The organism is Collinsella provencensis, from assembly GCF_900199705.1.
Classification (GTDB): domain Bacteria; phylum Actinomycetota; class Coriobacteriia; order Coriobacteriales; family Coriobacteriaceae; genus Collinsella; species Collinsella provencensis.
Genome location: NZ_LT904908.1, coordinates 115,544 through 138,105, shown reverse-complemented (window position 1 = coordinate 138,105; position 22,562 = coordinate 115,544). Strand labels below are relative to the sequence as shown.

Below are 22,562 nucleotides of genomic sequence, written 5' to 3'. Positions count from 1 at the left end.
GTCACATCGATTCGAAAACGCCTACTTGGTCTTCCACGGAAGCACGTTCGAAGCGGCGGCCATGCGCTCGCGCACGAGGTCATCGCGCATGGACGCAAGCCCCTGCTCCATGCCCACCACATACGTCTGCGGATACAGGAAGCGCTTGTAAGCTCCGTCGAGCGACGCGAGTGCGGCGGCGCAGCGAGCGCGTGCGTCCTCGATGTCCTCACGTGGAGCCACGCTCTTGCCATCGCGGGTCACGGGAACCAGCAGCTCGCGCGACTCGAAGCCGGAGACATCCGTCACCAGCGCCGCGTCGTTCACCGAAACGAGCGTCTGTCCGCGCTGGGCGCCCTCACCTTGCAGGTACGCCTCGTCGTAAACCATATCGCATACGGGAGAGCCCGAGGCGTCCATGTAGCGGCGCACGTTTTGAATGCCGGGGATCGTGCGCTTGTAAGGCTGCTCTGAGAGCTTCATGACCGGCGTCCACGGCTCGTCGACGCTATCGCGACGCGCGGCGAGTTTGTACACCGCACCCAACGCCGGCTGATCGTAGCAGGTGGCAAGCTTGGTACCCACGCCGAACGCATCCACCGGGGCGCCCTGGTTGAACAGCGAGGTGATCGTATGCTCGTCCAAATCGTTGGACACCACGACCTTGACGTAATCGAGACCCTCCTCGTCAAAGCGACGGCGCGCATACGCGGACAGCTTGGCCAAGTCGCCCGAGTCGATGCGGATACCCGCCAGGCGCTCGCCCGCCGCCTCCATCTCCCGAGCGACGATGATGGCGTTTTCGATGCCGGCACGAACGTCGAAGGTGTCGACGAGCAGCGTGCAGTTGCGCGGGGAGCTCTTGGCAAACGCGCGGAACGCCTCAAGCTCGTTTTCAAAACTCATGACCCAGCTGTGCGCATGCGTACCCGAAACGGGAATGCCATAGCGACGACCGGCGAGGATATTCGAGGTGGAAGCGGCACCCGCCACATAGCTGGCACGGGCAACTGCCACGCCGCCATCGGGGCCCTGAGCGCGGCGCAGGCCGAACTCGGCCACGGGACGACCCTTCGCAGCCTGAACCACGCGGGCGGTTTTGGTCGCCACAAGCGTTTGGAAGCCGACGATGTTGAGCAGCGCCGTCTCAACGAGCTGGCAGTCGAGCATGGGTCCGATCACGCGGACCATGGGCTCGCGCGGGAACACGAGCTCGCCCTCCGCAATGGCGTCGATATCCACATGCGGGCGGAAATCGCGCAGGTACTCGAGGAATCCGGGCTTGAAGAGCTTGCCGCCCGCCGGAGCCTCAAGCTCCGCGAGATAGGCGATGTCCTGCTCGGTGAAACGCAGATTCTCAATGAGCTCGGCGATTTCAGCGGTACCGCACATCACGGCATAGCCGCCCTCAAACGGGGCATCGCGGAAAAACGCCGTGAAGCACGCCTGCTCATTGAGGTGGCCGCACTCCCAATAGCCCTGAGCCATAGTGAGCTCGTAGAGGTCCGTGTTCATTGAAACATCGGTCGGATAAGTGGCATCAGTCAAAGCCATGTTGGGTTCCTTCTTTCCCTCTTGAAGATAGGCGCCCGTCCTTCCAGACAGGCGCCCGCGACCGTTTATTTGACGAAGTTGTAAATCACAAAGCCGGTGACGGCGAGAAGACAGATGGCGACGATGATTTTTTGCGCCATGGGCATGGTGGGGATGCCATCGTCATCCACGGAATCCGAGGTCACCATGCGTTCACCGAAGCTCTTTTCCGTTTGAACGGGTTGGGGTGCGTTCGCCGCAGCTTGAGTCGAAACCGATGTGGGCGTACGAGGTGCCGGGGCGTTCGCAGGCTTTTCCTCAGCAGGGGCGCTTACAGGCGCGGCAACGGCAGAGGCAGCCGACGCATGGGCCACCCGCTCGGCGCGCAGAGCCTCGAGCTCGGCACGTTCCGCTCGAGCGCGCTCCTCTTCTTCCCGCTTGGCCTTCTCGGCACGCAAGGCCTCGAGCTCGGCTCTCTCATCGTCGGTGAGCGGAGTAGCTGGAGAATCCACCATACGCTAACCCTTCTTTGCAGACGGCCGAACAGGCGCGTCGATAACGTTCAATGGGATAAAAGTATACTCGTCCGTCTGAGGAGATTCGCGCACCGCCGAAGGCTTAACAACACGCCCAAACGCTTAACACGGCATCTAAGCGCTCGGTTTCAGGACACCCGTGGTATCGAACGGCGGTGTGAAGCTCTCATCAACAGCTCCACCTTCCTGCCAAAACATGGTCGTGAACCCAAGGTCATCCGCGTGGTCGAGCACCTGCTCATACTCTTCGGTCGTCACGGCACGGGAGAGCAGTCCGCCTGCCACGCGCATCGCGGCGTTGGGCGTGTACTGGTTCATAACGGAAATCGGCACGTCGCCCACTGCATTCCAAATGCGGTCGAGCACTGCGCACGAATCGTCCGCATGTCCGGGAAGCACCAGATGCCTCACGATGGTGCCTCGCTTCATCATACCGTCGGCATCTGAAAGCGCTCCACCGCGGCGCTCGATCTCCTTGCACATCTGCACGAGCGCACGCTCGGCAACGTCAGGGTAATCGGAAACATGGGACAGCTCGCGACCCAACTCGTCGCTTGCGTACTTGTAGTCCGTGAGCCAGACATCCACCACATCACCCAGTTCGGCCACGGCCTCCACCCGTTCATATCCGCTCGTGTTGTACACGATGGGAATGGCAAGCCCCTGCGCGCGAGCCTGGGAAACGGCGTGTGGCAGCAAGTGCGCGTAATGCGTCGCCGTCACGAGATTGATGTTGTGAGCACCTTGGTCTTGCAGCTCGAACATGATTTCGACCAAACGCTCAGCTGGCACTTCGATACCGAAGTTCCCCGTCGAAATCTCGTGGTTTTGGCAGTACACGCATTTAAGCGGACAGCCGCTGAAAAAGATCGTCCCCGATCCGCGCTCACCCGAAATAGGCGGCTCTTCCCACATATGAAGCGCCGCGCGAGCGAGCTTGAGCGCATCGGCAGCCCCGCAAACGCCGCTGTCACCGAACGCTCGATGTGCCCCGCATGCGCGCGGACAAAGTGCACACGATTCGATCGACGTGGGTTTGAGCAGGGAATTCATGGCGATCAAAGACCTCTCGATATAAAGAAAGCCGCAGAGATGCGGCCTGCACACCATCATCCGCTAACAATTTTTGTAAGTCAAGACTGGTATCGCAGGCGGCGTATTTTATGATAAAGGTGTTCCGCCCCTCGCGGAGCAACTGGGTGAACCGTCGCGTTTATTTAGGGAGCCCAAACGTCGTGCGTAGTACAGGTATCCTTCGTTGTTAAGGAAGCTGGAACTGGACGATGAGGGCACCCACCTTGCAGAGGTGGGTTCATTTACGTGAAGTGAGGGGCGGTTTCTTTGTGCCTCGAATGCGAAGCGTGTTAGTTTTTCATTGACAAGCGGCACATGGTTGCTAGAATAATCACTTGTCCTGGGGACGTAGCTCAGCTGGGAGAGCGCCTCGGTCGCATCGAGGAGGTCGAGGGTTCGATCCCCTTCGTCTCCACCACAGGATTTTTCAAGACCCCGGCAACGGGGTCTTTTCATATACATCCATCGAGCCGGGATCGAACCCGAGAGGGCGCGAGCGAACCAGGAAACGCGGAGCGTTTCCCGCAAGCGGGCGAGGGCACCGGAGGCGCCCGAAGCCGGAGCGGGCGGCGAAGCCGAACGCGGATCCCCTTCGTCTCCACCACAGGATTTGTCTAGGCTCCGGTAACGGGGCCTTTTTCGTATGTATCGGGTATTTGCAGCTTGCAGCCGAGAGGACCGACCATGCAGCTCACCATCGAAACCATGACCTACGGGCCAAACGGATTGGCTCGCACGCCTGAAGGCAAAGCGGTGTTCGTCTCGGGCGGCTTGGTCGGCGACGTCGTTGATGCACGCATCGTCGAGGATGGCCCCTCGTTTTCGCGCGCTGTCGTCGAAGATGTGCTCGAGCCCTCTCCTTCCCGTATAAGCGCTCCCTGTCCGTTCATCGGTGTATGCGGGGGCTGCCCGTGGGGCAACCTGTCGTGGGAGGCTCAACATGCGGCGAAGGTGGAAAACCTGCGTTCGACGCTCGCACGTATCGGCAAGTTCACCGCAGACGAGGTCGACGAGCTCGTGCAACCCCTGCGCCATGCCAAGGATGCCTGGGGATATCGCAATAAGGTCGAGCTCGCCCCCGTGCGTGAAAACGGACGTTTTCGCCTGGGGATGCACGGGCGTGACCCCAAGCAGATCGTGAAGGTCGGCACCTGCCCCCTCTTTGAGAAAAAGCAGGCCAAAAACATCAAGGCGGTCGTGGGCGCCCTGGGATACCTGAGTAATTCCCGCGACCTCGAACTTGAGCGCGCGGGCATCCGCGCCTCGCGCCGCACAGGTGCAGTCGAAGTGGCACTTTGGACCCCCACAGGCGGTTTCCCGCGCGCTCAGGTGTCGCGCGTACTCGGCGACGCCATCAAAGCGACGAGCATCGTACGCGTGATGTCCAAAGGCGAAAAACGCGCACGTAAGGTCACGGGCGTCGAGGCGCTCTCGGGCGAGGGCTCGTGGACCGAAAAGATCGGCGACGAGAACATGCGCCTTTCCGCACCCTCCTTCTTCCAGGTAAACACTGCCGCCGCCGAGATTCTTATCGACCTGGTGATGGAGGCGCTCGACCCGCAACCCGACGAACTCGGCATCGACCTGTATTGCGGCGCGGGCACGTTCACACTGCCGCTCGCCCGTCGCTGCGATTTCGTGAGCGCAGTTGAATCGTACGGACCATCCGTGCGCGACCTGCGCCGCAACCTTGATATTGCCAATATCACCAACGTTGATGTCATCGGCGGCGATGCCGTGCGCGAGTTCCCCGATGAGGACGCCGACGTGCTTATCGTCGATCCCCCGCGCGCGGGACTTGCGCCCGACGCGATTGAGCTTATCGCGAGCACGAGTGCGCGCGACGTGGCATATGTGTCATGTGATCCCGCCACACTCGCACGCGACCTGCGCAGATTCGTAGACGAGGGAACGTTCAAGCCCGTTTCCGCCACTCCGGTCGACCTGTTCCCGCAAACGTTCCATTGTGAAACGGTAGTGCATCTTACGCGGGTCAAGCGGGTATAACACCCTCAATTCAACCCCACGAGAGAGGACCTGTCATGGCCGGTGTCGCCGTACTCGCCGCAGATGGATTTGAAACCATCGAATGTCTGACCGTTGTTGACGTGCTGCGTCGAGGGGGCGTCCACGCAGCGCTCATCTCAACTATGGATACGCGCGAGGTTGTGACCTCCCAGCAGATTCCGCTCATTTGCGACCAGCTGTTCAACGAGGTCGATTTTTCCGAATACGACTACGTGGTGCTTCCCGGTGGTCTACCCGGCGCCACCAATCTGCGTGACGACGAGCGTGTGTGCGATGTCGTGCGTGAGTTTGCCGTCACCAAACACGTTGCCGCCATTTGCGCCGCCCCGTTTATCCTGGCGGAGCTCGGTTTACTTGAGGGGCACCAGGCAACCTGCTTCCCCGGCTTTGAAGAGAACTTCCCCGCAGGGTGCTATGTGGGCGACCGAGGCGTGGTTGTGGACGGCAACATCATCACCGCATCGGGCATGGGCCAGGCGCTCCCCTTTGCGCTGGCGATTCTCAACGACATCGCAGGTGAAACCGCCGTCACAAAAGTTAAAGAATCCATTCAGCTGTAAATCGCCGAAAGGAACCTCACGTGATTTTGGCCTCACAGTCCCCGCGTCGCATCGATCTTATGCGCGAGGCGGGGTTTGACGTGCGCGTTATCCCCGCAGACATCGACGAGACCGCGCTCCCGAACGAGGGGCCCTTTGAATTGGTGGAACGGCTGGCACGCGCCAAAGCCAAAGCGGTCGCATCCGAATATCGTGAACAGGGAGAGACGGTTATCGCCGCCGACACCATCGTCACGCTTGATGGCAAGTTGCTCGGCAAGCCCGTTGACGAGGCAGACGCCTTCCAGATGTTGCGCGAACTTTCCGGGCGCACACATCAAGTTGCCACCGGTGTCTGTATTGTACGAGACGATTCGGTTCGCTCGTTTGTCGATATCACCGACGTCGCCTTTTATGAATTGGACGACAGCGAAATCGAGCGTTACATCGCGACAGGTGAGCCGATGGACAAGGCTGGCGCCTACGGTATCCAGGGTACATACGGACGCATACTGATCGAAAAGATCGACGGCGATTTTTACAACGTCGTCGGGCTGCCCATCGCCAAAGTCGTCCGCGCTTTGAAGACAGACGAACGGTCCGCTTAAGGACAGCTCGCTCGAATCGTTTCGAACCATCTGACCCATCCGTTGAGGAAAGGAAAGCCCATGAGCCTCTCTCCTATCGCCATCACCGCAATCCCCGGTTTTTGCTTTGGACATTACACCGACTTGGACGCCGCCACCGGATGCACGGCGATCGTCGCACCACAGGGTGCCACGGGCGGCGTCGATGTGCGCGGTGCGGCGCCCGCAAGCCGCGAAACGGATCTGCTGCGACCCGAAAATACAGTTGATAAAGTTCACGCCGTCATGCTTTCCGGCGGTTCCGCCTACGGACTCGAAGCTGCGTCCGGTGCCATTCGCGAACTTGAAGCACATGACATCGGCCTTGACGTGGGCGTGGGCAAGGTCCCCATCGTCTGCTCCAGTTGCCTGTTCGACTTGGGTTTTGGCCGCTCAGATGTGCGCCCAACCGACCAGGCGGGCATCGCTGCGGTGCGCGAGGCGCTCGGAAGTGACCCCGGTTCCCCGTTGGCAGAAGGCAGCGTAGGCGCCGGTACAGGTGCGACGGTCGGCAAGCTCGCGGGACCTCAGTGCGCCATGAAGGGCGGACTCGGTGCTCGCGCCTTCGCACTCGGTCCGCTGCAAGTCGGTGCCATCTCAGCCGTCAACGCCGTGGGAAACGTCGTCGACCCCGCCACGCTCAAACCCATCGCCGGCATGCGCGCAACCGCAGACGGAACCGACATCATCGACATGGAAGAAGCGATGATCGCCATGGCGTCTCAGCTTTCCATGCCGCTTGACCGCACGAACACCACCATTTCGTGCATCGTCACCAACGCCGCGCTCACCAAAGCACAGGCGACCAAAGTCGCCCAGATGGCGGCAGACGCCTACGCCCACACCATTCGCCCCACGCACACCACCAACGATGGCGATACCATCTACGTACTTGCATCGGGCGCTCTGGATGCGGAGGCAGGCGCCGCAATCCCTCTCGACCTTATCGGTCTTGTGGCAACGCGCGCGCTTGAGGCTGCGATTGTCGCAGGGTGCACCGAGGCGACGAGTCTTTATGGACTGCCCGCACATCGAGATTGCATGGAATAGACGGGGCTTTTGCCGTATTCTGTATCGTGACGCTACGTCGCCGAACTGTTATCCGCATGAAACGAGGTCTGCACCGCCATGTCCGCCAAAACGCCCGTTCCGTCCTATGATGCCCGCACGACGCAATCGCCTAAGAAAACCGGCATCAACCTGATCGGCCTCGTGGCACTCGTCATCAGCTCGTCAATCGGCTCGGGCGTATTCGCGCTTTCGACCGACATCTCCGCTGCCGCGACACCCGGCCCCGCCATGCTCGCCTGGGTCATCACAGGTATCGGCTTTATGGCACTCGCCACGACATTCGGACGCCTCTCGATCGTCCGCCCCGACCTTGACGGCATCGTTTCTTACGCGAACGCAGGCTTCGGCCCGTTTGTGGGCTTCGTCTCGGGTTGGGGTTACTGGCTTTCCATCTGGATCGGCAACGTCGCGTTCGGCGTCATGCTCGTCACTGCAATCGGCTACTTTTTCCCACCGTTCTCCAACGGACTCACCGTCGGCAGCATCGTCTTCATCTCCGTGCTCAACTGGCTCATCGTCTTGCTGGTCAATCGCGGCGTAGAAGAGGCGAGCGTCCTTAACGCCATCGTCATGGTGTGCAAGCTCGTTCCCATCTTCGCGTTCATCGTCGTGATGATCTTCTCGTTCAGCTTTGATGTGTTCACCGTCGACTTTTGGGGAACGCTTGCCAACAACCTGGGTGGAGAGACCGCCCCTGGCAGCACAGGCAACCAAATCGTCAACTGCTTCATGGTCATGATGTGGGTCTTCGTGGGTATGGAAGGCGCTAGCGTGCTCGGTCACCGCGCCGAACGCAAGTCCGACGTGTCGCGCGCTACCGTCCTTGGCTGCACGGCGCTCGTCATCATCTATGTCGCCGCATCCATTCTCCCCTACGGCTTCCTTACCCGTGAGGAGCTCATGCAGCTCAACGCCCCATCGATGCCCTATATCTTCCAGGCTGCGGTTGGTCCGTGGGGCGGCGCCTTCATCTCGGGCGGTCTGGTGATCTCCATCTTTGGCGCATGGCTCTCCTATACCATCCTTGCCTCCGAGGCAATGCAAATCATGGCAGAGATGCGCCTGCTTCCCCATACGTTTGCCGAGCTCAACACCTATGGAGCTCCCACCAAGTGCCTCCTCACCACAGGCATGATGATTCAGCTGCTTGCCATCATCATGCTGTTCTCCGAGGCGGCATATCAATTTGCCTATTCGCTGTGCACCGCGTCCATCGTCATCGCATGGGCCCTTGCCGCCGCTTTCATGGTTGAACAGGGATCGAAAGGACCCGAGGCGCGCCAGAAATTTGGTATCACCACAAGTGACATGGTGCGCGCCGCATTCGCCGTCATCTTCCTCGTGGTCGCCGTGGTTATGTCGGGCGTGCATCAGCTCATGCTCTGCTGCATCGCCTATATTCCCGGCATCTTCTTCTACGTGCGCGCACGTCGTGAATTCGGGGACGAAAAGATCATGACTCCTTTTGAGCGCGTACTTGCCGTCGTAATTCTGGGCATTGGCGTTGTTACCCTCGGCATCACCATCTACCAAGCGGTCGCTCTCGGCGGCATTGCAGTGTAACGGCCGGATGCCCAAAAAAAGACGGAAATGCATAAATCATCTCCGTCTTCCCGAGTAGACAGCGATTTTTGATAGCAAAAGCGCAGGTAGGACGAGTGTCAAATCTGCCTGTACCCGCCATGTTCGAAAAGAATTGCGCATTTCCGTCATTTTTGAAAAAACGCGCCATGAACCACAGTGGTTCATGGCGCGTAACATCATGCAAGACAAATTGAAAAACTAATTGAATTTGAAGATCTTGCTCGCCAGGCGGTACAAACCGATCGTCGTCGTTTCACCCGCTTTGGTAGGAAGATTCGTTCCCCAGCCAATCAGGCTGTGACGCGCTTTGCGATACATCTTTTCGTCGTATGCCTTGAGGTCGGCCCAAAGCTTCTTGAGCTCCTCATCGATACCCGGCTTGTCGGAAAGCTTAGTCATAACCGAGCAAATCGCCATCATCATGGTGAAGTAGCCCATCATATACGAGCGAAGCTTGTCCTGCTCGACATCGTCATACAGGTGATAGGCCTCCATCATGATGCGCGTGATGCGATACTGCTGGTCGAGACGGCTAATCATGGTCTTCTCGTTAACGCTCTGCCCCTCACGCCCGATGAAATAGCGATACAGGTCGATATCGGCGTAGTACAGCGTTTTGCAGTTGGGCAGCGGCACATACGCATAGATGTTATCCACATAGAAGGTATGCGGCGGTAGCGGAAGCTCATGCGAGCGCAACACATCCGTGCGGTAACACAGCGAATGCATAAGCAGATTTTGATCGGGACGGAAACGACCGATCTGGTCCCACGTGAAGATCTTTTTACGCGGAAGCGCCATACGGTAGCTCACCGTGTTGTGCGTCCCCTCAAACACCTTCTCATAGACGTAGTTCGAGATGAACAAGTCGACGCGCTGGTCGCGCTCCTCAAACCCGCGCAAGATGGTGAGCATGGTCGAAAGCGCATCGGCGTCAAGCCAGTCATCCGAGTCGACAACCTTGTAATAGGTGCCGCATGCCTCACGCAGTCCAGCACGCACGGCGATACCATGGCCGCCATTCACCTGATGAACGGCACGGATAATGCCCGGATACCGTGCGACCCACTCCTCGGCCTTCTGCGCCGTTTCGTCCTTGGAGCCATCGTCGACGATGATAATCTCCACGTCGGGAGCGAACTTGGATCCCTCGAGGATGGACGTGATGCAATGATCCATGTCCTTTGCGGCGTTGTAGCTCGGAATACCGAACGTCACAATTTTATGGCTCTTCCCCGCCGGCGTAACAGACAGCGTCTCAACAGGGAATTCGGCGCGCTCGCGCTCAAGATCGCGCACGGGCGCGGCAGAATCTGAACTAAGCATGACAGGCGATAATCTCATCAGACAGACTCAGGGCCGAAGCGGTTACAGCATCCATGTCGTAATAGCGATACTCCGCCAAACGGCCGACGGTATGGAAATTGGTGATGTGGCTCACGCGCTCGAGATAGCTCTCATACAGCTTGCGATTGTCGGAGCTCAGAATCGCGTAATACGGAGTCTGGCCACTGCCCGGCTCATAGGCGTGGCTGTACTCCTTCATGATGGTGGTCTTGCCTTCGACGACCTGACCAGTCATATTCTTGAACTCGGTGATGCGGGTGAAGTCCTCGCTCACGGTGTAGTTCACGGTACCCACGGGCTGGAACTGATCCATGTCGAGCGTCTCGAACTTCATGTCGAGCGTGCGGTACGGCAGCGCGCCCAAATCGAGGTTGAACAGCTCATCGAGCGGGCCGGTATAAACGACCTCGCCACCATAAACCTTGCCGCAAACTTTGACGGTGGTCTCGTCAAGCTCGAAGATGTCACGCGCGTCAACGTCTACATACACGTCGATGAGATCATGATCGAGCATGTTCTCGAACAGCACGGTATAGCCCGCCTCGGGCATGCCCTGGAACGGCGCCTGCGGGAAGTAGCGATCGTCATCGCCCACGAAAATCGGCACGCGCGCCGTCACCGACGGGTCGATTTGGTCGGGGGTCTGGCCCCACTGCTTCATGGTGTAATGCAGGAACACGTTCTCGTACACGTAATCAGCGATCTCGGCAAGATCAGGATCGTTCTTCTTGCGCAGCTCCAAGATGGGTACCTTGACGTCCCTACCAAAGGTCTCCACCAATTTGGAGAAAAGCTGCTCTCCGCGCTCCTCGCCAAAGGCGAGCAACAGGCTCTTATGGTTGAACGGCACGGGCATAAGCTGTCCATGCACGTTTGCAAGCACCTTGTGTTGATAGTCGGTCCACTCGGTAAAACGCGAGAGGAACGAGTGGACGCGCTCGTTAAACGTGTGATAAATGTGCGGACCGTACTGATGGACCAGAACGCCCGCCTCGTCGTAATAGTCGTAGGCATTGCCACCGATATGGTTGCGGCGTTCGAGCACGGCAACACGGAAACCGGAGGTCTCGGCAAGGCGACGAGCGCACACCGCACCCGCGTAACCAGCGCCTACGACGATCATGTCGTAGGAACTCGGATTAAAATCAGCCGGAAGACCAGAGTTGATCTGCATGATATTGCTCCTTGCAGACTGCGGCGGCCCCTTGCTCTCGTTCGATGGGCGGCGGCCGTCACAACCACACATCGTCTTTTCATCCCTTCGATTATAGCCACAGAGGAATATAATTGCCCCGTCATACCAAAAGCCCATCACGACCAAGCGCAGATGGACCCGTTTCTACAAGGAGCGTCATGAGCGATTTCCTGAACCGTATGAAGGCCGCGGCAAAGGTCAACAAGAAAACCGTCGTTTTGCCCGAAGGCGAAGACCAGCGCACCATCGATGCGGCTAAGATCATCGTCGAAGAAGATCTCGCGAACCTCGTCGTGCTGGGCGACCCCGCGACCATCGACCTGCCCGGCGTCACGGTCATTGATCCCAAGAGCAGCCCCAAGCATGAGGAATACGCTCAGAAGTTCGCTGAGCTCCGTGCCAAGAAGGGCGTCACCATCGAGCAGGCTCGTGCGCAGATGAACGATGCGACCTACTTTGGCACCATGATGGTCAAGATGGGCGACGCCGACGGCCTCGTGTCGGGTGCCTGCCACTCCACCGCCGACACGCTGCGTCCCGCGCTGCAGATCCTCAAGACCGCTCCCGGCACCAAGCTCGTCTCCGCGTTCTTCATCATGTGCACTGACACCCAGCAGTTCGGCACCGACGGCACGCTCATCTTCGCCGACTGCGGCCTGAACATCAACCCGACCTCCGACGAGCTGTCCGAGATCGCCATCGCCTCCGCGCACAGCTGGCAGACGTTCATGGGCGGTGCCGAGCCGCACGTGGCGCTGCTCTCCTACTCCACCATGGGTTCCGCTGGCGGCGAGGTCGCCAAGAAGGTCCAGGAGGCCGCCGCGTTCTGCAAGGAGAAGGCCCCTGAGCTCGCCATCGACGGCGACCTGCAACTCGACGCTGCCATCGTGCCGTCCGTTGCCCAGCTCAAGGCTCCGGGCTCTCCCGTTGCCGGCAAGGCCAACGTGCTTGTGTTCCCCGACCTCGAGGCTGGCAATATCGGCTACAAGCTCGTCCAGCGTTTCGCCGGTGCCGAGGCCTACGGCCCGATTCTCCAGGGCATCGCCAAGCCGGTGAACGACCTATCCCGCGGCTGCTCCGCTGAGGACATCGTGGGCGTCGTCGCCATCACCGCCGTTCAGGCTCAGATGGCCGAGTAAGCTCACGGTCTCACATATCCCGAGCATGCAAACGGGTCGTACGTCAAACGTCGTGCGACCCGTTTCTCTACCAAGCAGCACTCTCAAATGTACGGTACTGGACTATTGCCCCTCACATACCGAAGCTATTGCTCCTCAACAGGGTCGAGATCCTCTTCGATGCCAACTGCATCGAGCGGCTCCCAGTGCCCCTGCGCAAACCATTCGCAATCAAGCCCACGTACCGTAGCAGCCAGCACCTCGAGCTTTGTCCTGTCGACGCTGTGCTCGCCCTGCTCATCGCACATGCCATACACCGAGTCGCCCAAGAACACCACACGCTCCTGCGGAATATGGACGAGAACCGAATCGTCGGTATGCGGGGCTACGGAACGGAACAACCGAACCTCGACGCCACCCAAATCGAACGTCAGCGTGTCCTCGAACTGAATGTCAGACTGCACGATCGTCGGAATCGAACCAATCGGATATTCATCCGCAAAACCGCGCGTTTCCCGACGCATACCATCCCAATACGTCTCGTCGATCGCACTGAGACGCGCTTCTTCCGCCAACAGCTCATTTGTTGCACAAGAGGCGACCGTAGCGCCTTCTACACATGACATGCCAAATGCATGGTCCCAATGCCAGTGCGTTAAGACCGTATAGGTAGGATGCGGAAGCCCCTCTGCGTCGAGAGCCCGATAAAAATTGGAAACGTGTGCAGGCGAGGCACCGGCATCAATTGCCAAGGAATAACGATCCCCGCGCACATACCCCAAAATCGGGCGATCGGTGGGCTCAAAATGAGGCAGATAATACACGCGATCGGTGAGGCGAACCACAGACTCCGGAGCCTGGTCGATTTTCATAGGCATCTGTCCCTCAATCGAACGGTAACAAAAAGCCCCCTGCAGCGCAGGGGGCCAAGTTGTTGTTATTTGGCGAGGCGTTCCACGTCGCACGCAATCATGTACTCCTCGTCGGTGGGAAGCACCATGACGGTCACCGCGGAATCATCGGTGGAAATCACACCGCTCGCACCGAAGCACGTGGCAGCGTTCTTCTCGCGGTCCACGCGCACACCCATCCAGGCGAGGCACTCGCAGATGGCCTGACGGGTCTCCCAGTCGTTCTCACCGATGCCGCCGGCAAAAGTGATGACGTCGACGCCCGACATGCAGGCGATCATCGCGGCGGCCTGGGCAACCGCCTTGTAGATGAAGAGGTCAAGGGCGAGCAGGCAATTCTCGTCGCCCTTGTCCGCAGCCTCGCGGATGTCACGGACATCGCTTGTGAGCTCGCTCACAGCCAGGAAACCGGACTGCTTATTCATCATGGTGTCGACCTCGTCGGCGGTGTAGCCGCCCTCGCGCTGCAGATAGCAGACGGTCGCCGGGTCGATGGAGCCGCAGCGGGTACCCATCATAAGGCCATCGAGCGGGGTCAGGCCCATGGTGGTGTCACGGCACACGCCGTCCTCGATAGCGCACAGCGAAGAGCCGTTGCCCAGGTGGCAGGACAGCACGCGATGGCAGGACTCGCCAATCATCTCTTTAGCGGTCTTCCACTCGTAACGATGGCTCGTACCATGGGCACCGTACTTGCGAATGTGGAGCTTGTCGCGAACCTCGCGCGGCAGCGCATAGGTGTAGGCCGCGGGCGGCATGCCCATGTGGAAGGAAGTGTCGAACACGGTGACGTTCGGAAGCTCGGGGTATGCCTCACGGCAGAACTCGATTACGCCCGCCTCTGCGTAGTTGTGCAACGGAGCCAGCGGGGCAACCTCGTAAATCTTGGCGAGCACCTCGTCGTCAACGAGCGCGGAGTCCATAAAGTGCCAACCGCCCTGAACGATGCGGTGGCCGAAGGCCTCCATGGTGAAGCCGTTCTCCTCGATAAGGCCCATCACCTTGCGAATGGCGGCACCGTGATCGGGGAACACGACGGTTTCCTTGACCTTGTCGCCATCGCCCACGGTGTAACCGAAGATACCGTCCTCAAGACCGATCTTCTCGCAGTTGCCCTTGGTGAAAACCTCACGGGTTTCCGTGTTCATCAGCTGGAACTTGAGGCTCGAGCTGCCTGCATTGAGGACGAGAACGTTCATAACTCTCCTTTAGGTACGATGTGCCCGCACAAAACCGACCGTGCAAACACGGTTAACACAACGCAATGGTAACGCAATCGACACGCCGAAATGACGGTGTTAGATAAACGCCGCAGCATCTTTGGATTTACGAAATTAGATCAAACCCTCGCCCAGGGGCTTTCCTCCCAGTACATGCATATGGAAATGCATGACGGTCTGGCCAGCCGCCTCGCCCTTGTTGGAAATCAAACGGAAGCCGTCATCGAGCCCCTTGATGCGCGCAACCTCGGAAACGGCGTGCATCATGGCGGCGAGCGTCTCGGCGGGAACCCCATCGATGGCGTTCTCGTAATGCTCCTTGGGAATCACCAGCGTATGCACGGGTGCCTGGGGATTGAGGTCGTCGAAGGCGATAACCAAGTCGTCCTCATACACCACGGTGGAGGGAATCTCGTGCTGAGCAATCTTGCAGAAAATGCAATCGGTCATGTCGATCAGCTCCTCATGCTATCGATAACGTACATGTGCGGAACTGAGTGCGCGCGCCTTGAGATCGGGCTCGTCAGCCGAATTATTAGAGCGCTCTGCGCATTCAGCTCTTTACAGGTTCAGTGTATCCGAATCGTCTGCAGGCGTGCCCTCGACGAGGCGATCGGTGCCGTCTACATCTTTAAGCAGTACGGATACCTTCTGCTCTGCATCCGCGAGACGCGTACGCAAGCTCTTGAGCAGCTCGACGCCGCGGGCGTATTTCTCAAGTGAGGTCTCGAGCTCCATATCGCCGCTCTCCAGCGCGCGGATGATAAGCTCGAGCTCGGTCGTCGCTTCCTTATAGGTCAGCTCATCAACGTTCTTGTAATCTGCCATGTCAAATCCTTCCCATCGGATACTTATGCGTGAGTGGAAACTGAGGTGACCGTTCCGAACACATCTCCGTCTGCCATACGAACACGCAACTCGTCGCCCGGTGTAAACGAACTCACCTGCGTAACAACCCGGTTATCGCCGTCATACGCAATCGAATAACCACGGGCGAGCACCTTGAGCGGAGAAAGCGCGTCGAGGGCCGCCGCATCGCGCGCCAGCGTGGACTGCGGTTCCGTCAAAAGCTGCGCCGCGGCACCACGCAAACCAGAGGAAGCAAGATCAAGCGCATGCCTGCGAGCGGCAAAACTCGAGGTGCTTGAAAGCAAGCGCGGCGCCAAACGATCCAAATCGGCCGCATAGCGCTCCTGAACTCGATCGCATGCGGCAACGAAACGATCCAACGTTTGCGACAGCTCGATACGGCGGCGATCGATGATGTTCGTTGGGTCGGTGAGGCACGGACGCGTGCTGGCGTTATCCACCACCAACTGCAACCGGTCAAGATAGGTGCGCATCGCCCGCCGAATGCGTTCTGAAGCAGCATCGGTATCAGAAGCAGCATTACCCACCTGCGAGACCATAACGTTTTGCAGGCGCTGTTCGCGCTGATCGAGCGCGGCTACAAGCTCGGAAAACTCGGGTGCAACCGACTCGGCCGCCGCAGTGGGCGTGGAACAGCGTCGATCGCTCACCATATCGCAAATCGAATTGTCTGGCTCGTGCCCAATGCCCGTCACCACGGGAATCGGGCTCGCCGCGACCGCACGTGCGAGCGCCTCATCGTTGAACGTCATGAGGTCCTCAAATGAACCGCCGCCGCGAACGAGCAAAATGCAATCGGGCGCGGGTACCACGCTTGCCGCGCGGCGCAATCCCTCAATCAGTTCGGCGGGAGCGCCCTGTCCCTGCACCTTTGATCCAACGCACACGAGTTCAACGAGAGGATTGCGCCGCCGCAGCGTGCGCTTGACGTCGTTGATCACCGAACCGGAAAGCGATGTAACCACCGCGACGCGCATGCAAAACGCTGGGATGTGCCGTTTGCGCTCGGGCTCCATCAACCCCTCAAGCCGCAGCTTCTCTGCGAGTTGGGCAACCTGCTGACGCAGCAAGCCCTCACCGGCCAAGGTAAAGCTACTGGCCTTGAAGCTCATTTTGCCGGTAGGCTTATACAGGTCAAACGTACCCGTAAACAGCACCTGCAAGCCATCGCGCAAGTCAAACAATCGTTTGTCGTAAACACCGCGCCACACGATGCAATCCAACGCCGAAGACTCGTCTTTTATCTGAAAATAGCAATGTCCGCTCCGCGCATTGGGACCGCGAAAACCGGTGACTTCGCCCAAAACGGTGATTCTTGGAATAGTATTGAGCGCTCCAGCCGCCATTTCGGCAGCCTGCGATACGGTTAAGGCTTCCGCCTTCTCAGCTCCGCTTGCGCTCGAACTTGAACCCGTGAGATCCCATCCAGCCACACATGCCCCCTCTCGTCAAACTCGTTATGCACCTATCGTAATTGCCCGTGCGGACACAAAATCTCGCAACGGTTAGTCGTCGTTGCGACGCGTGCTGAAAAGCAGGTAAACCAACTGCAAAATGCTGGTCAGGGCAGCCGCGACGTAGGTGAGGGCAGCGGCGGTGAGAACCTTACGGGCACCACGAACGTTAACAGACCCCATACCGGAACGCTCGATGTAGGCGACCGCACGGCGACTCGCGTCAATCTCAACCGGCAACGTGACCAACTGGAATATCACACAGAACGCGAAGAGTGCGATGGCCAATGTGGTAAGGCCGGACATGTTCATCACAATGCCCAGCATGAACACGAGCGTCCAAAGGCTCTGGGAAATGTTGACCACGGGCACAAGCGCAGTTCGAACCTTTATCATGAAGTAGCCCTTTTCGCGCTGGGCGGCGTGACCGGCCTCGTGGCACGCAACGGCGACACTCGCCACCGAACCGCCGTTGAGATTGTCGTTGGACAAGTACAAGTTGTTATCGCGCGGATCATAGTGGTCGGTCAGATGACCCGCCACGGCCCTGATGCCCACACGCTGGCAGCCATTCTCGTCGAGCATACGGCGCGCGACATCGGCGCCACGCGAACCGTCGGACTCCACGCGGCTCCACACCTTGTACGTGGAGTTGATGTATCCCTGCGCAGCAAGGCCCAAAACCGTGGTGACCAAGATAAGCAGCAGGTACAAGGGGTCAAACCCATAGCCATATCCATAGTATCCGTAATAGGGCATACCAAAATCCTTTCGAATGTCCTCGAAGCATATCCCTGTGCTTGTACCCACTTTGCCCACATGTGCGCAAAGTGGGTCACACAGCAAATGCGTCAAGTCACTCCCCTAGCGTTTCGCTTGCCTCAAGCCACGCGAGCTCGAGCTCGTCGAGTTCGTCCTTCGCTGCAGCAATGGTCTGTTGCTGAGCGGTTAGCGCAGCGAAGTCCGTGGGGTCGATGGTAAACATCGCGGCCTCAAGTTCCTCAAGCTTGCCTCGGCGTGTCTCCATCTTGCGCTCAAGCGAGGCGATCTCCTTCTTGAGGCGCTGGCGCTCCGCATTCGAAAGGCCAGGTGCAGCAGACGAGGAACCACCTATAGACGTATCCGCGCCCTTATCCGCAGGACCGCCATCGAACCCCGGAGCCTGCGTGCAAGAAGAGGAAGACGACCCGCGCTCAACCAACCGCAGGTATTCGTCCACGCCGCCGGGAACATGCCGCAGGCTACCGTCGATGAGTGCCCACTGTTGATCGGTCACGCGCTCCATGAGGAAACGGTCGTGCGTGACCAAGATGAGCGTACCGGGCCAGCCGTCGAGCAGATCTTCCACAATGGCGAGCATATCGGTATCGAGGTCGTTACCCGGCTCGTCCAAAATGAGAACGTTAGGCTCGTCGATGATAGTGAGCAGCAACGACAGACGGCGCTTTTGCCCACCGGACAAATCCTTGATTCGGCTCCACAACTGTTGCTGGGTGAATCCCAGACGCTCAAGGAGCTTTTCGGGCGTCGTGTCTTTGCCCTCGACCACAACGGATCGCTTACCACGTGCCAGCACCTCGCGAATGGTATCGTCCTCAAAAGGCTTGAGCTCGTCGAGCTGCTGAGATAACACGCCGAAGCGCACCGTGGCACCGATTTTCACACGGCCTCGCAACGGCTTGAGATGCCCTTGGATGATGTTGAGCAGCGTCGTTTTTCCCGCTCCGTTCTCTCCCAGCAAACCATAGCGGTCGCCCGCGCCGATAAGCCACGTTACGTCGGAAAGCACGGGAGCCGACGCTCCACCCTCGCCCTCATCGCCCACATACCCGGCGTCGACATCGATCACGTCGATGACCTGCTTGCCCAAACGGCTCACCGCCAAGCGTTTGAGTTCGAGCTCATTTCGCACGGGCGGCACGTCGGCGATGAGCTCGCGGGCCGCATCGACGCGGAACTTGGGTTTGGTGCTGCGGGCCTGCGCGCCACGCGAGAGCCATGCGAGCTCCTTGCGCGCCATATTGCGTCTGCGCTCCTCCATCACCGCAGCCATTCGGTCGCGCTCGACGCGTTGCAGGATATAGGCGGAATAGCCGCCTTCAAACGGGTCAACGACACCGTCATGCACCTCCCACATGGACAGGCACACCTCGTCGAGGAACCAGCGGTCGTGCGTGACGACGAGTAGCCCGCCCTGACCCGCTTGCCAGCGCGTTTTGAGATGATTGGCAAGCCAGTTGATGGTGCGGATGTCCAAATGGTTGGTGGGCTCGTCGAGCATGAGGATGTCATAGTCACCGATGAGCAGGCGCGCGAGGTCCACACGGCGGCGCTGACCGCCGGAGAGCTCCCCCACCAGGCCTTCCCAGGGCACGTCGGAGATCAAGCCATCCAAAATCTGGCGGATGCGCGGGCTTGCCGCCCATTCATACTCAGATAGGTCGCCTACAACGGCACGGTGCACCGTATCGGCGTCATCGAGCGAATCACGCTGACCGAGCATACCCACAGTCACATCTCGACGGTGCGTAACCCGACCCTCATCGGGCTCGATCTCGCCGGCCAGAACTGAAAGCAACGTGGACTTACCGTCGCCGTTCCTGCCCACGATACCGATGCGGTCGCCCTCGTTCACGCCGAGCGCCACGCGCTCCAAAATCAGCTTGGTGGGATATTCCAGATGTACGTTGTCACAGCTCAGCAAAATAGCCATGCGCGCTTGCTCCCGTCATTCGCTTACCAGCCAACCATCTTAAACCAAAGTCGGTATCACGTGCCGCCCGCCGAGCTGATGGAGACTGAAAGATTCTCTCTGTGACTCAATGGGTATAGACGATGTAATGCCGTTCGCGCCGCACGTTAGGAGCATCTATGTCACTCGACGACATCACCATCCGCGAATCCAAGCTTGAGGACCTCGAGTCCCTTGCCGATCTGTATTGCACGCTTTGGACCAACAGCCTGCGCAATCGCGGCGATTTTGAAGACGCCCTGCTTGCCGGCCGCTACAACATTGCCATGCAGTTCCAGCGCTCCCCCATCGCCCTGGTCGCCGAACATGACGGCGAGCCTATCGCGGCGTGCTGTGTGGGTATTTTCGATGAGGGTGTTCCCCGTACGAACCCCTACTGGCAAGCGCGCTATGACGAGCTTCTGGCCATGGCGACTGAGCGCGCAAAAGACGCCGACGAGCGCCTTGAGGGCTGTCTCTTTGGCGACACGCGCGAGAAGGCGACCGCCGATCGTTTTGCCGCCACGGGAAACGACTACGCTCAGGGCCAGATCAACCTCATCATTATCCGTCCCGAGTGGCAGGGCAAGGGTCTGGGCCGCGCACTCATCGACCGTGCCCGCACCGAACTGCACAACGCGGGTTGCACCAAGTTCTTCCTCATGAGCGACAACCGTTCCGACTACGAGTTCTACGACCACATCGGCATGACCCGCATCGCCGAGGATCACAGCCAGGACACGGGAGACGGATTCATCGTCTACGTCTACGGTGACGAAGCGTAAGTTCGCTCTCTCCCCGATTTCACGATTCCCGAGCATATCATCCGACGCTCGGACGGTCCTACTCACGACGAAGGCCCCGCTGGGGCCTTCTATTCGTGCGGAACTCGCGGCAGACGATATGCTCGGGTCTTACGAAATCAGAGAAATTATTTCTTTTTGCGGCCTCCGTGGCGCTTTTTGAACAGCTGGTTACCGAAAAGCATCGCAACCACGATGATGCCGATGTAAATGAGCTGTTGCACAAACGGCGGAAGGTTTTCCATCTTACAGCTCCAATTCATTCAGTCGCAAAATGGCGAGGATGTACATCTTGAGCGCGTCTTTGAGCAGGCTCTCGTTTGCCGCCTCATTGGGACCATGCATAGTGCCCGCCCAGTCGGGCAGCTCGATACTGCCGTCCTCGGGACCAAAGGAAACAGCGCACGCGAAGTTACGCGCATAGGTTCCGCCGCCCATCGAGAACGGCTGCGCAGGCTTGCCCGTGGTCTGACGGTAGATGTCAAGCAGCGTCTGTACTGCAGGGCTATCGGCCGAAACGGAGAACGGCTCTTTGGCGCGATCGAGCGTGAACGTGGCACCGTACTGCGATGCGCATGCGCTGCAGATCATGGTCATCTCATCGACCTCGATGGAGTCGGGGAAACGCACATCGATGGTCTGCGCAAGACGACCGTCCTTGACCTCGATGGTGCCCGCATTGCAAGTGAGCGGTCCAAATGCGGGACTCGATGTCGCTATACCGATACCGTTGCCCGCCGTATCCTCGTGCACGGTCGAAAGCAAATCAAGGAACGCACGCTCCGCAGGGTCGAAAAGCTCCGGCGTCACAGCCGTAACTTCCTGCAGATACGTCACGATAAGAGAAATCGCATTCAGCGTGCCCTCGGGCATCGACGCATGGCCACCGATGCCATGGGCGGTAATGCGCACGCCGTCCTCGATTGCCTCAATGGCCAGGCGATCGGCATGCGCGTGCGGTTCAGGCAACTCATCGACGGACACCGTGAGCTCGCAAATCGACTCACTGGGGATGGCGTTCGTCGCCTCGGCACCGCTCCAAAAACGAATCGCCCCGTGCTCTATTTCTCCACTGGTAAAGGTGCCGCCAAAGCAGCCCTTCTCCGCATTGCACACGGGGAACTCCGCGTCGGGCGTGAAGAGGAACGCAGGGTCATCATGAGACTCAAGATAGTGGTGCACGTCGGTCATACCCACCTCTTCGTCGCAACCAAGCAACGCGCGGAAGGTATAACGCGGCGTGACGCCTTCGCGCAGCAGATACGCACCCGCATACAGCGATAGCACTGCTGGACCCTTGTCGTCGATAACACCGCGTCCGAGCAGCCAGCCCTCGCGGCGCTCCATGGTAAACGGGTCGGTATTCCAGCCAGGACCGGCGGGAACCACGTCCACATGAGCGATGGTCGCCACCTGCTCAGCGCGCTCACCCGGGATATCGGCAATGCCGAGATATCCGTCGTCATCGCTCACCTGATACCCCAGGCGCTCAGCGATACCTAATGCGCAGTCGAGCGCGGCGCGCACAGACTTGCCAAAGGGAGCGCCCACTTCCGCCTGTGCAGAGTCGGCAACCGACGGGTGAGAAACGAGTGCGGCGATATCCCTCACCACGTCCTCCCAGACTTCATCAACATAGGATTCTACCTGGAACAACAAACCGCTATCCATCGATTGCCCCTTTCGCACAAATCGATTCACATCTGTTTAGCATACCGTTAGACATACCTTCACATGCAGGATATCTGCTAAAGAACCCCCATCAGCAGTATACGGCACTCCGTAAACTATTCGAATTCGGTTCAATTTTTTGGGAGGGGGTAGTAGACACCCGTTTTCTTGCAACAAAACCCCAGTTGATGCGAGTCTATGTACCCGCTCTACTCAGACTAACAAGATAATTGAACCGAATTCACGTGATAGAATGCCATTCCGCGCGTGCA

At 59.0% G+C, this 22,562-nt stretch carries 20 protein-coding genes and 1 tRNA gene; 8 read left to right on the top strand and 13 right to left on the bottom strand.

The window, feature by feature from the left end; translation table 11 throughout:
- Positions 1-21: 21 nt before the first annotated feature.
- From C1711_RS00600 to C1711_RS00590, 3 genes are all read right to left on the bottom strand, one after another.
- Positions 22-1,533, bottom strand: a complete 1,512-nt coding sequence (locus C1711_RS00600) for a nicotinate phosphoribosyltransferase (protein WP_102337328.1) — start codon at positions 1,531-1,533, stop codon at positions 22-24.
- A gap of 65 nt (positions 1,534-1,598) precedes the next feature.
- Positions 1,599-2,027 carry a hypothetical protein gene (locus C1711_RS00595; RefSeq protein ID WP_102337327.1) on the bottom strand — a complete coding sequence of 143 codons (429 nt, stop codon included), beginning with the start codon at positions 2,025-2,027 and terminating at the stop codon, positions 1,599-1,601.
- Positions 2,028-2,162: 135 nt separating this feature from the next.
- Positions 2,163-3,101, bottom strand: a complete 939-nt coding sequence (locus tag C1711_RS00590) for a radical SAM protein (protein WP_102338493.1) — start codon at positions 3,099-3,101, stop codon at positions 2,163-2,165.
- 363 nt (positions 3,102-3,464) lie between these two features.
- Between C1711_RS00590 and C1711_RS00585 the strand changes: the two genes are divergently transcribed.
- The 6 genes from C1711_RS00585 to C1711_RS00560 all read left to right on the top strand — a co-directional run bounded on the left by C1711_RS00585 (position 3,465) and on the right by C1711_RS00560 (position 8,949).
- A tRNA-Ala gene (locus tag C1711_RS00585) sits at positions 3,465-3,540 on the top strand.
- Between the two features lie 266 nt (positions 3,541-3,806).
- The gene (rlmD, locus tag C1711_RS00580) at positions 3,807-5,129 is read left to right on the top strand and encodes a 23S rRNA (uracil(1939)-C(5))-methyltransferase RlmD (RefSeq protein ID WP_102337326.1); all 1,323 of its coding nucleotides are present in this window, start codon (positions 3,807-3,809) and stop codon (positions 5,127-5,129) included.
- Between the two features lie 35 nt (positions 5,130-5,164).
- Complete coding sequence (locus tag C1711_RS00575; protein ID WP_102337325.1) at positions 5,165-5,710, top strand: DJ-1 family glyoxalase III; 546 nt, start codon at positions 5,165-5,167, stop codon at positions 5,708-5,710.
- A 20-nt stretch (positions 5,711-5,730) separates the two neighbouring features.
- Positions 5,731-6,297, top strand: a complete 567-nt coding sequence (locus C1711_RS00570) for a Maf family protein (protein WP_102337324.1) — start codon at positions 5,731-5,733, stop codon at positions 6,295-6,297.
- Between the two features lie 60 nt (positions 6,298-6,357).
- Complete coding sequence (locus tag C1711_RS00565; protein WP_102337323.1) at positions 6,358-7,365, top strand: P1 family peptidase; 1,008 nt, start codon at positions 6,358-6,360, stop codon at positions 7,363-7,365.
- 78 nt (positions 7,366-7,443) lie between these two features.
- Positions 7,444-8,949: a basic amino acid/polyamine antiporter gene (locus C1711_RS00560; RefSeq protein WP_102337322.1), complete on the top strand. Its 1,506-nt coding sequence runs from the start codon at positions 7,444-7,446 to the stop codon at positions 8,947-8,949.
- 219 nt (positions 8,950-9,168) lie between these two features.
- Here C1711_RS00560 and C1711_RS00555 read toward each other — a convergent pair whose 3' ends face one another.
- Together C1711_RS00555 and glf are read right to left on the bottom strand one after the other, a co-directional pair.
- Positions 9,169-10,296, bottom strand: a complete 1,128-nt coding sequence (locus C1711_RS00555; protein ID WP_102337321.1) for a glycosyltransferase family 2 protein — start codon at positions 10,294-10,296, stop codon at positions 9,169-9,171.
- On the bottom strand, positions 10,289-11,491 hold the full coding sequence (gene glf / locus C1711_RS00550; RefSeq protein WP_102337320.1) for a UDP-galactopyranose mutase: 1,203 nt from the start codon (positions 11,489-11,491) through the stop codon (positions 10,289-10,291). The genes C1711_RS00555 and glf overlap by 8 nt, the downstream gene beginning before the upstream one ends.
- A 179-nt stretch (positions 11,492-11,670) precedes the next feature.
- On the opposite strand from glf, the gene pta reads away from it, so the two are divergent.
- The gene (gene pta / locus C1711_RS00545) at positions 11,671-12,651 is read left to right on the top strand and encodes a phosphate acetyltransferase (protein ID WP_102337319.1); all 981 of its coding nucleotides are present in this window, start codon (positions 11,671-11,673) and stop codon (positions 12,649-12,651) included.
- A 125-nt stretch (positions 12,652-12,776) separates the two neighbouring features.
- Here the strand turns inward: pta and C1711_RS00540 are convergent, their stop codons facing one another.
- From C1711_RS00540 to C1711_RS00510, 7 genes are all read right to left on the bottom strand, one after another.
- Positions 12,777-13,502: an MBL fold metallo-hydrolase gene (locus C1711_RS00540; RefSeq protein WP_159060013.1), complete on the bottom strand. Its 726-nt coding sequence runs from the start codon at positions 13,500-13,502 to the stop codon at positions 12,777-12,779.
- Between the two features lie 65 nt (positions 13,503-13,567).
- The gene (locus C1711_RS00535) at positions 13,568-14,740 is read right to left on the bottom strand and encodes an acetate/propionate family kinase (protein WP_102337317.1); all 1,173 of its coding nucleotides are present in this window, start codon (positions 14,738-14,740) and stop codon (positions 13,568-13,570) included.
- 135 nt (positions 14,741-14,875) lie between these two features.
- Entirely contained in the window at positions 14,876-15,211 is a 336-nt protein-coding gene (locus tag C1711_RS00530) for an HIT family protein (RefSeq protein ID WP_102337316.1), read from the bottom strand.
- A 111-nt stretch (positions 15,212-15,322) separates the two neighbouring features.
- Complete coding sequence (xseB, locus tag C1711_RS00525; protein WP_102337315.1) at positions 15,323-15,589, bottom strand: exodeoxyribonuclease VII small subunit; 267 nt, start codon at positions 15,587-15,589, stop codon at positions 15,323-15,325.
- A gap of 23 nt (positions 15,590-15,612) precedes the next feature.
- The gene (gene xseA, locus C1711_RS00520) at positions 15,613-17,064 is read right to left on the bottom strand and encodes an exodeoxyribonuclease VII large subunit (RefSeq protein WP_102337314.1); all 1,452 of its coding nucleotides are present in this window, start codon (positions 17,062-17,064) and stop codon (positions 15,613-15,615) included.
- A 72-nt stretch (positions 17,065-17,136) separates the two neighbouring features.
- A complete protein-coding gene (locus C1711_RS00515; protein ID WP_102337313.1) occupies positions 17,137-17,844 on the bottom strand; it encodes a zinc metallopeptidase in 708 nt (235 codons plus the stop codon).
- A gap of 97 nt (positions 17,845-17,941) precedes the next feature.
- Complete coding sequence (locus C1711_RS00510; protein ID WP_102337312.1) at positions 17,942-19,798, bottom strand: ABC-F family ATP-binding cassette domain-containing protein; 1,857 nt, start codon at positions 19,796-19,798, stop codon at positions 17,942-17,944.
- A 158-nt stretch (positions 19,799-19,956) separates the two neighbouring features.
- Here C1711_RS00510 and C1711_RS00505 point away from each other — a divergent pair, with 158 nt between their 5' ends.
- Positions 19,957-20,601, top strand: coding sequence for a GNAT family N-acetyltransferase (locus tag C1711_RS00505; RefSeq protein ID WP_102337311.1), 645 nt, complete (start codon positions 19,957-19,959; stop codon positions 20,599-20,601).
- Between the two features lie 264 nt (positions 20,602-20,865).
- Here C1711_RS00505 and C1711_RS00500 read toward each other — a convergent pair whose 3' ends face one another.
- The gene (locus C1711_RS00500) at positions 20,866-22,290 is read right to left on the bottom strand and encodes a Sapep family Mn(2+)-dependent dipeptidase (RefSeq protein ID WP_102337310.1); all 1,425 of its coding nucleotides are present in this window, start codon (positions 22,288-22,290) and stop codon (positions 20,866-20,868) included.
- Between the last annotated feature and the right edge of the window lie 272 nt (positions 22,291-22,562).

Excerpts from the sequence above, each read along its gene's own strand:
- C1711_RS00560 (WP_102337322.1), top strand. The coding sequence starts at position 7,444 with ATGTCCGCCAAAACGCCCGTTCCGTCCTATGATGCCCGCACGACGCAA.
- rlmD (WP_102337326.1), top strand. The coding sequence starts at position 3,807 with ATGCAGCTCACCATCGAAACCATGACCTACGGGCCAAACGGATTGGCT.
- C1711_RS00590 (WP_102338493.1), bottom strand. The coding sequence starts at position 3,101 with ATGAATTCCCTGCTCAAACCCACGTCGATCGAATCGTGTGCACTTTGT.
- xseB (WP_102337315.1), bottom strand. The coding sequence starts at position 15,589 with ATGGCAGATTACAAGAACGTTGATGAGCTGACCTATAAGGAAGCGACG.
- C1711_RS00505 (WP_102337311.1), top strand. The coding sequence starts at position 19,957 with ATGTCACTCGACGACATCACCATCCGCGAATCCAAGCTTGAGGACCTC.
- C1711_RS00510 (WP_102337312.1), bottom strand. The coding sequence starts at position 19,798 with ATGGCTATTTTGCTGAGCTGTGACAACGTACATCTGGAATATCCCACC.
- C1711_RS00600 (WP_102337328.1), bottom strand. The coding sequence starts at position 1,533 with ATGGCTTTGACTGATGCCACTTATCCGACCGATGTTTCAATGAACACG.
- C1711_RS00565 (WP_102337323.1), top strand. The coding sequence starts at position 6,358 with ATGAGCCTCTCTCCTATCGCCATCACCGCAATCCCCGGTTTTTGCTTT.
- C1711_RS00535 (WP_102337317.1), bottom strand. The coding sequence starts at position 14,740 with ATGAACGTTCTCGTCCTCAATGCAGGCAGCTCGAGCCTCAAGTTCCAG.
- C1711_RS00530 (WP_102337316.1), bottom strand. The coding sequence starts at position 15,211 with ATGACCGATTGCATTTTCTGCAAGATTGCTCAGCACGAGATTCCCTCC.
- C1711_RS00515 (WP_102337313.1), bottom strand. The coding sequence starts at position 17,844 with ATGCCCTATTACGGATACTATGGATATGGCTATGGGTTTGACCCCTTG.
- C1711_RS00500 (WP_102337310.1), bottom strand. The coding sequence starts at position 22,290 with ATGGATAGCGGTTTGTTGTTCCAGGTAGAATCCTATGTTGATGAAGTC.
- C1711_RS00595 (WP_102337327.1), bottom strand. The coding sequence starts at position 2,027 with ATGGTGGATTCTCCAGCTACTCCGCTCACCGACGATGAGAGAGCCGAG.
- glf (WP_102337320.1), bottom strand. The coding sequence starts at position 11,491 with ATGCAGATCAACTCTGGTCTTCCGGCTGATTTTAATCCGAGTTCCTAC.
- C1711_RS00575 (WP_102337325.1), top strand. The coding sequence starts at position 5,165 with ATGGCCGGTGTCGCCGTACTCGCCGCAGATGGATTTGAAACCATCGAA.
- pta (WP_102337319.1), top strand. The coding sequence starts at position 11,671 with ATGAGCGATTTCCTGAACCGTATGAAGGCCGCGGCAAAGGTCAACAAG.
- C1711_RS00555 (WP_102337321.1), bottom strand. The coding sequence starts at position 10,296 with ATGCTTAGTTCAGATTCTGCCGCGCCCGTGCGCGATCTTGAGCGCGAG.
- C1711_RS00540 (WP_159060013.1), bottom strand. The coding sequence starts at position 13,502 with ATGAAAATCGACCAGGCTCCGGAGTCTGTGGTTCGCCTCACCGATCGC.